The following is an 8531-nucleotide window of genomic DNA, read 5'->3' as shown; positions in this document are numbered from 1 at the left end:
ATTTTTGACATAAACGCAGTCAGTAACTCGCATCGCCCCACCGCCGCTGGCCATAAACGCAGTCAGTAACTCGCATTGGGGTTAAGCGACAAATCCTGGGTGATGCGGTGGCATGAAAAAGCCCCCGCCTTGGTAGCGAGGGCTTAGCGTTTACACTGGTGATTAGCGCTTCTGTGCGTCTGCGAGAATCTGGCGACCTGCGACCATGCGGCAAATCTGGTTGGTGCCCTCGTAGATCTGGGTGATCTTGGCGTCACGCATCATGCGCTCAACCGGGAAGTCACGGGTGAAGCCGTAACCACCGAGCAGCTGCACGGCATCAGTGGTGACCTGCATAGCAACGTCAGAGGCGAAGGTCTTGGCGTTTGCGGCCATCAGACCCAGGCGAGCGCCGCCCTCAGCAGTGCCGCGCTCAGCGTTAGCGGCTGCGGTGTAGACCATGAGACGAGCAGCGTCGATCTTCATACGCATGTCAGCCAGCATGAACTGGGTGTTCTGGAAAGCAGCGATCGGCTTGCCGAACTGCTGACGCTCCTGCACGTAACCAACGGCGTAGTCGTAAGCACCCTGCGCGATGCCCAGTGCCTGTGCACCAATAGTCGGGCGGGTGTGGTCCAGGGTCTCCAGGGCAGTCTTGAAACCGGTGCCCTCTTCGCCGATGATGCGGTCAGCCGGGATGCGGCAGTTTTCGAAGTACAGCTCCGCGGTCGGGGAACCCTTGATGCCCAGCTTGTGCTCCAGGCCACCGACGCGGAACCCCTCGTCGTCCTTGTGGACCATGAATGCAGAGATGCCGTTGGCACCCTTCTCCGGGTCGGTGACAGCCATGACGGTGTACCAAGTGGAGCGGCCACCGTTAGTGATGAAGCACTTGGAGCCGTTGAGGACCCACTCATCGCCCTCACGGACCGCGCGGGTCTTCATGGAACCGGCATCCGAACCGGCCTCACGCTCAGTCAGTGCGTAGGAAGCCATTTCACCGTTGGCGATGTCCGGCAGGACCTTGCTCTTCAGCTCGTCGGAGCCCTTGAGGATCAAGCCCATGGTGCCCAGCTTGTTCACAGCCGGGATAAGAGAAGCCGAGCCACAGACACGAGCAACTTCCTCAATGACAATGCAGGCCGCAACCGAGTCCGCACCCTGACCACCGAACTGCTCCGGCACGTGGACGGCGTTGAATCCAGCCTCGTTGAGAGCCTTCAGGGCCTCCTCCGGGAAACGCTCGTTCTCATCGACGTCCGCTGCGTACGGAGCAATCTGCTTCTCCGCCAGATCACGGATAACGGCGCGGAGCTCCTGGTGCTCCTCTGGCAGCTGGAACAGGTCGAATCCTGGGGTCAAAGCCATGTGGGTGTTCCTCCCGATTTAATGATTCCGATGTCGTGTTCGATATCGCGCTCTACGCATTTCTACGCAGCACTATCACCGCACGACGTATTTATCTTCGTTCGATACTAGTGGCTAACGCTTCGCTCTACCCGCGAAATTCGTAAAATTCTCGCATTGCAGCTCGGCGCCCACAGAATAAACTGCGCGAGGAATTCCCGCAGCAGCGATGTCGCCCAGTACCTCAACGGCGTATAGGCCCCGACGACACACCAGGATTCCAGCCCCCGTTCGCGCATGAGCTTCGCTACCCGTGGCGCATGGAAATCACTGGTCACAACAACCGTTCCAGCACTCAACGCACTGTCCATGCCGCGCATCAACTCGCACGCATAGTCAATGTTTTCCGACGTATTCGTCGATTGGTCCTCGGGAATCAACTCGATGTCGCCACGCTTTACGACGTCCCCAGCGTTCGCCTCCAACCACTCCACCATGGCATCCGCTTCGGAGCAGGTGGCATCTGTCACCGCTTCACTGCCGACCCCACCGGAGCAGATGATTCGCTCGGTACGCTCATCACACGCTGAGACTGCTCGCTGTAATCTTCTGGCCAGCAGGGCCGAGGGCCGATTGTTCTTCAATCCGCATCCCAGCACAACCACGGTGTGTGGCGGCACAGTTGGTTTTTGGGCTGCACATCGAAGGCGAACGGCCTCGAAAACGATCGCTGCGGCTCCTGGTACTGCGAGGCCGGCGAGCAGGGGCGTCGTCAAGCGATGCGATGCGCGAGCGTAGTAGGCGCGGCAGCTGGCCAGTGTCCACGCGGCACCTACTGTGGGAAGAACCCACCGCGGAGGTCTGCGATTGGGCAGGCGTGGTGGGCGTAGCTCCGAATTAGCGGCGACGCCTAGTCCGCCGACGAGGAGCATGGAACCGAAGCCTGCACCGAGGCACGCGAGTGTTTTTCTCATCAGAGCTTCCACGTTAACTGTTCTGGGACGTTGATGGTCCAGTCGACGAGCTGTTGCGGATTGTGCTTCGCCATATGCTGGGATTCCTGCTCGGCCCACATGTCCCAGTGTTCCTCGAAGTGGTCGTCGCGAGCCATGGCACGGGCAAATCGAGTCTGCGTGTCCAGCTCTACCCAGACTCCCCAGGCGTTGCCGTCGCCGATGGCGCGGGCAGCGGCAAGGTTAGCTTCAGTGACAGCGCCACAGCCTTCAACGATGAGCGAGGAGTCCGGTGGCGTGGGGACCCACTCGGCGAATTCACTCGCGTACCAGTCCCAACGGCGATACCCGCGCTTGTCGGCCGGTAGAGCGGGGTTCAAAATGGTCTCCGCGACTTCGGCCGATGCTTTCTGCAGGCCGGACCAGCCCGGATAGACATCCTCCAAGTGGATAACTGGCCAACCGAGGATACTGTGCAACTTTGCCGAAAAGGTGGTTTTGCCACTGCCGGAACGGCCGTCGATAAGCAGAATCATCGTGATTGAAACGCCTTTGCTACGCTACGCCCAGGAAGCGGAACTCCCCGGCCCACACGGAAATACTGATTGCTGCGACGGCGATGGCAAGGCAGGCGGCCATGGTGGCATAGTCACGCGTGGCCAATGTCGAGGTGTGCCACCACGTACGCTTAATCGGTGTGCCAAAGCCGCGGGCTTCCATGGCCGTAGCCAGTTTGGTGCCGCGGCGCAGCGCAAACACCAGCAGAGCGAACACCTGAGAAATAGTGCGGCGGATTGCGCCGTGGTCACCCAAACCGCGTGCGCGACGGGCTCGGGTCAGCGCCTGCCAATCGCTGATGAATAGGCCGACGAGTCGCAGACTCGCCACCGTTGCCAGCACAAACCGGCTGGGCAGCTTGAGAATCTGCGCCAGCCCATTGCCCAGATCGGTGGGGTCGATATTGGCTGTCAGCACGATAACTGGAGTACCGATAGCCAGCACACGCAACATGATCGCGATGGCCAGGGAAATGGAATTATCCGTCACATGCGCAAGCAGAAAGGAGAAATACTCTTTGCCCTCCGGGTTGCCGTAGAGCGCCATCGAGATGCCTGAGATGGGCGCGGCGATAAGGAGTGGCAGGCTGCGTCCTAGAAAACGACGAAAACCCAAACCCGACAGCGGCACCAAGAAAAGCGTGCAGACAAGCGCGACCACTGCGGAGACCCAGTCGATGGAAATCAGCAGCGGTGTGGTGAGCAAGAATAGGCCCAGTACTCTCGCCACCGGGTTGACCGTCGCGAGGAAAGGCTGCTTACTCGAAATGGCGCTCTGCGTACCTTCAGCCGTACCGGCGGAACCGACTTCAGTCACGTTTTCCCTCCTGCTTCGCCCTGGCCGCGCGGACCGCTATTGCTGCTCGGACCGGCCTGCTCCCCCGAACCAGGCTGTCCCAGCGCCGCACGGCCTAACCGCTTCGGATGAAACATATCCATGTCGACGACGTAGTCCCCCATCGCTTGTACCACCAATGGATCGTGGGTAATCGAGATAACAGTTCGGCCGTCGTCAGCAAGCTGGCGAAGCAAAGTGAGCAGCTCGGTGAATGTCCGGCGGTCTTGGCCGAACGTCGGTTCGTCGAGAAGCACAATATCCGGTGCTGTCGCCAGCATGGTCGCCACCGACAGACGTCGCTTCTCACCGCCCGAGAGTGAGAACGGATTCGCCTTGGTCAGGGCCGTTAGCCGCAGCCGCTCAAGTAATTCCTCGATGCGCTTATCAGCGTTGACACCGACAAGCTTCGGGCCAAGCTGCAACTCTTCCAGCACTGTGCCGGTGACGAATTGGTGCTCGGGGTCTTGGAAGACCGTGCCAATCCGAGTAGCCAACTTCTTCGACGGCCATTTCCACGGCGCACTACCGCTGCCTGCCACTTGGACCGTGCCCGCCATCGGCTCAAGCAGGCCGCCGAGCGTCAGCGCTAACGTGGACTTCCCGCTGCCATTGCGACCAACGATGCAGGTGGAAGCTTCAGATGGAATAGAAACTGACACATCGCGAGCAATCGGCTCAACAGCTTCGCCACCCCTGAACCACGACTTCTTCGCGCCATAGCCGATGTCCAGCTCGCGGGTTTCGATCGCGATGTCACCGCTAGGGTGCCCGTCCTGGTCGCAGGCAACTGAACGCGCGTCCGGCAGCGCGGGCGGAGCACCCGGAATCCACACCCCAGCATCCGTCAGAGCCTGCCCGTAGTCTTCCAAGACCCGATGCGGTGCACCATCGGCAATCACACCTCCGCGGCCCAGCACGATGATGCGGTCGACCACATCGACCCACGCATCCACTCGATGCTCGACCACAATCAGTGCCGCACCGGTCCTCTCCGCCGCGGTAATCGCAGCATCGCGTAGTACCGGCACACCGGCCGGGTCGATGTTGGCCGTCGGCTCGTCCAAACAAATGACCCGTGCGCCCATTGCCAGCACACCTGCCAATGCGAGGCGCTGCTTCTGCCCACCCGAAAGTCTGTGCGTGGGATGATCCAGCGGCAAATCCAGCCCCACCAAATCCAGGCTGGCGCGCACTCGGTTGCCAATCTCAGCTGGGGCAACGCCCAGGTTTTCCGCACCAAAGGCAACATCGTCGCCAACGCGAGCACTAATCGTCTGCGAGTCAGGGTCTTGCAGCACCAAGCCCACCGCGCCCCGTGCGGAAGCAGGAGTACGACCTTCAATCAGGAGCTTTCCGGTGGCTTCGCCATCGGAGTCGTCGCCAAGCACGCCAGCAATAGCGGCGAGCAGCGTCGACTTCCCCATCCCCGACGCGCCGAGCAACAGCACCTTTTCACCGCGCTCGATGTCCAGCGTGATGTCGTTCAGTACCGCAGCTTTGCGCCCCGCGTGCCGATATCCGAACCCCCGCGCGCTCACCGCAGGGACATTTCCGCTTGACGACGACCCCCGCGTCAACGCCTCATCTGTCATCGATTTTCCTAGACGTCGTCGTGCCGCTCTCGCCCGATGGCAAAACGATCCAGCGCTCCAGTTGCCGCCAGTGCCTTAGCCAGGAAGTAAGCCAGCAGACCGGCGAGGACGGCACCCGACAGCGCCGTGGAGATCAGGTAGATGACGTTGAATTCGAAAGTCTTGGCCAGGTTGCCGGTGAAAAGCTCAAAAGTCCACGCGCCGACACCTGCCATGAGACCCGAGATAACCACGGTGACCAGGTTGTAGCTCTTATACGCCAAAATGAGGAACACCAGCTCCGCGCCGAGCCCCTGCGCCAAACCTGAGTACAGGGTGGAGATACCCCACTGGTTACCGATCAGTGCTGAAACCGTCGCTGCGATTACCTCGACGAAGATAGCGGCACCCGGCTTGCGAATGATGTACGCGCCGAGCGGACCGCCGAGGAACCACATACCAGCGACCAAACCGCCAAGACCAGGAGTAAGCGCGTTGACTGCTTCATAGCCCGCACCGCCGATGATGTTCCAGATAACAAAAATCAGGCCAACGGCCACGCCGATAACAGCTGCAATGATGATGTCAATATTTCGCCACGAGAAGTTAGTGCGCGCTGCACTCGCCGATTGCGTCATCCCACTTGCTCCTATTTTTCTTTAACTCGAGCGGTATTGCTCAAACATTATTGATGTATTCATTAGCGGCGTATGAAGCCTGTGTCGACACGCCCTAAGCACTAACTTTTGCCTACCCTACCGCGCCCAGCAGATGGCCTAGATAACATAAGGAACCATGACTAAAGCCGAGCGGTCATCTACAGGAGATACCCCAACTGCCCGAACCCCTCATACGCCGACAGTCGGCGATGAGGGGACAGCCGCGGATTCCGCAGTGAAAACTGCCGAGGACCCTGGTGCTGACAACACCGCTGAGCAGGAAAGTTCTCGCCCATACTACATGCCCACATTGACGTGGGGCGAGAGACTTGACCTGTCTGCGAAGCAATGGTGGCCCCTCATCGGAGTTGTTATTGCGATACAGCTTGTCGCTCGCATTCTGGTACTGACTAGCCATGGTTTTTACTGGGATGACTTCATCATTGTTGGCCACCTTTACGACACCCCGCTGCTGAGCAAAGACTACCTGCTTCAGGATCACGACGGGCACCTTGCACCACTGGCCTTCTTGGTGCAAGGCCTCTATCACCTCATCGCGCCGTGGAACTGGTGGCTACCGGCTATCACCATGGCCGTGATGTCGGTAGTGCTGACATACGCCACAGCTAAACTCTTTGAGCTTCTCACCGGCCGCACGCTGGTGTCTCTCTTCCTCATCACGGTCGTCGCCTGGACTCCGCTGATGCTTCCGGGAGACACCTGGTGGTCGGCCGCGGCCAATTCCCAGCCGTTCCACCTGGCATTCGTGATCTTCATGATTGTCGCTATTCGCACCACTATGCGTCGTTCCTTCGGCCCTCGCCCGTGGGAGGCCGTAGGCCTGTTCGTGCTGCTGGCAGTGGCGCTCGGGTTCTTTGAGAAGTCCCTGGCTATCGCGCCGATTTCCATGCTGGTTGTCGTCACTTTGGCTTACATGGAGCGCAGAAATATCCTGCAGGTTCTCCGCCGTGGCCTCGTCATCTGGATCCCATCGATGCTGCTGACCGGCGCCTGGGCACTGTGGTACTACTTCGGCCCCGCCGAAACCACTGGCTTCATTTCCGACAAGCTGCAGCCCGAACTGTTCTTCAACGGCCTCGGCCAGATTTTTGCCGGCATCATCGGCGGACCAACAAGCTGGGAACGCTGGGCTCCGGGACAGCCGTTTGCCTCCGCTTCGTCTCAGCTGATTACTCTCGGCGGCATTATCCTGTTGATTCTGTCTGCCACCCTCATCGGCCGCGATTACCGTGGCTGGGCTCCGTGGACGCTATCGGTGGCGTACATGTTCACCACCTTGTTCGCCATCACCCTGTTCCGCTCGGGAGAGAACACCTCTGGCGTGCTGGCGCACACTTTGCACTACTACTCTGATGTCGCGCTCGTGATCGTAATCTGCGTCGCGATCTCCCTGGCTGGACTCCCACCGAAGGACGAGGCGCCAGCGCTGCTACCGGCTCGTACGCACATTCTGATTTGGTCGCTGGGCATCGCGCTGGCTGTCACCTCCACGATTTCCGTGGTCACTTACCGCAATGCCTGGTCTGATGACATCGCAATGGAGTGGATCGGCAACACCAAGGCGTCGCTGTCTGCGCTGCGCGAGGAAGCCGATGCCGCTGGCCCCGACAAGGCGATCGACTACAATCTCATCGACCAGCCCGTCCCCTTCGAAGTTCTCGTGCCCGTCGCCGCTCCGATGAACATGTACTCGCGGGTGTTTGATGCGGTCTCCGATCGCCCGCCGTTTGAGCGCGTCACCGGTCACCCGCGCATGTTCAATACAGACGGTTCGCTTATCGACGCCAAGGTCTCCGAGGTCACCCGTGTCACTGATGGCCCTGTCGAGCAGTGCGGCCATCGCATCACAGTTGGCGAGGACGGCACTGCGTCGGAGGACATCAAGTTGGAGAACATCATCAAGCTCGGTGACTGGGTGCTTGAGTTCCCGGCCACCGCCTCCGAGGACATGGATGTGCGCCTATCACTCCCCAATCCTTTCGAGACCGAAGAGCAAACCCGCGGTGGTTCCACGGTCGTGAAGATGAACAATGACCTGCGGCCGCGCTATGTGTACCTCAACGGTGGCGGAAATACTCTCCATGTCGATGTGGAAAAGGCCACTCCGGGGGCAACGCTATGCATCGGCGCGGGGGCGATTGGCCCCTTGGTTCCCGCAAGCCGTTAAGAATCCTCTAAGATATTGCTTTAAGATAATGTGAGAAAAGTTTATTAGCCCCTTGTAGCTATTGTTTTTCCGACAGAGGAGCCACATCCATGCGTAACCGCATCGCCGGCGCTATCGCCGCATCCGCCATTGCCGCAGCAGCCCTGGTCGCTTGCTCTCCCCCGAATCAGGTTGACTCGGACGTGAAGGTCGGTGACCAGGCCAACCCGTCGGAGACCTTCGAGCAGAAGGCCACCACTCCGGCATCCTCCGACGAGATGACTCCTGTTGAGACCGCAGAGATGTAGTCACTGCATCTGCGAAAACCGGGTTAGCTAGCAAACATAAACGCAGCCGCTACCCCTTGTGCCCACTCATCGATGGGGCGCGAAAGAATTACCGCCCGGACATTGTGTCCGGGCGGTTTTGTTCTCCAGGGCAGCCTAGAGCCGCCAAGAGA

8 protein-coding genes are annotated in these 8531 nt (G+C 59.8%); 2 read left to right on the top strand and 6 right to left on the bottom strand.

Features of this window, described 5'->3' with window-relative positions; all coding sequences use genetic code 11:
- Positions 1-162: 162 nt before the first annotated feature.
- The 6 genes from HMPREF2857_RS08985 to HMPREF2857_RS08960 all read right to left on the bottom strand — a co-directional run bounded on the left by HMPREF2857_RS08985 (position 163) and on the right by HMPREF2857_RS08960 (position 5883).
- Positions 163-1347: an acyl-CoA dehydrogenase family protein gene (locus HMPREF2857_RS08985; protein WP_016422383.1), complete on the bottom strand. Its 1185-nt coding sequence runs from the start codon at positions 1345-1347 to the stop codon at positions 163-165.
- Between the two features lie 107 nt (positions 1348-1454).
- Entirely contained in the window at positions 1455-2300 is an 846-nt protein-coding gene (locus tag HMPREF2857_RS08980; protein ID WP_070643799.1) for a YdcF family protein, read from the bottom strand.
- On the bottom strand, positions 2300-2815 hold the full coding sequence (locus HMPREF2857_RS08975) for a nucleoside/nucleotide kinase family protein (RefSeq protein WP_016422381.1): 516 nt from the start codon (positions 2813-2815) through the stop codon (positions 2300-2302). Before HMPREF2857_RS08975 ends, HMPREF2857_RS08980 begins: the two co-directional genes overlap by 1 nt.
- Before the next feature lie 19 nt (positions 2816-2834).
- A complete protein-coding gene (locus HMPREF2857_RS08970) occupies positions 2835-3605 on the bottom strand; it encodes an energy-coupling factor transporter transmembrane component T family protein (protein WP_070549499.1) in 771 nt (256 codons plus the stop codon).
- A gap of 44 nt (positions 3606-3649) precedes the next feature.
- Positions 3650-5266 carry an ABC transporter ATP-binding protein gene (locus tag HMPREF2857_RS08965; RefSeq protein ID WP_070643796.1) on the bottom strand — a complete coding sequence of 539 codons (1617 nt, stop codon included), beginning with the start codon at positions 5264-5266 and terminating at the stop codon, positions 3650-3652.
- A gap of 8 nt (positions 5267-5274) precedes the next feature.
- A complete protein-coding gene (locus HMPREF2857_RS08960; protein ID WP_049193647.1) occupies positions 5275-5883 on the bottom strand; it encodes an ECF transporter S component in 609 nt (202 codons plus the stop codon).
- A gap of 157 nt (positions 5884-6040) precedes the next feature.
- On the opposite strand from HMPREF2857_RS08960, the gene HMPREF2857_RS08955 reads away from it, so the two are divergent.
- A complete protein-coding gene (locus tag HMPREF2857_RS08955) occupies positions 6041-8092 on the top strand; it encodes a DUF2339 domain-containing protein (protein ID WP_070643794.1) in 2052 nt (683 codons plus the stop codon).
- 89 nt (positions 8093-8181) lie between these two features.
- Entirely contained in the window at positions 8182-8379 is a 198-nt protein-coding gene (locus HMPREF2857_RS08950; protein ID WP_048732925.1) for a hypothetical protein, read from the top strand.
- The last annotated feature ends 152 nt before the right edge of the window (positions 8380-8531 follow it).

It is taken from the genome of Corynebacterium sp. HMSC076C10, from assembly GCF_001812455.1.
Lineage (GTDB): Bacteria > Actinomycetota > Actinomycetes > Mycobacteriales > Mycobacteriaceae > Corynebacterium > Corynebacterium jeikeium_D.
This window is presented reverse-complemented; position numbering and strand designations above follow the sequence as displayed.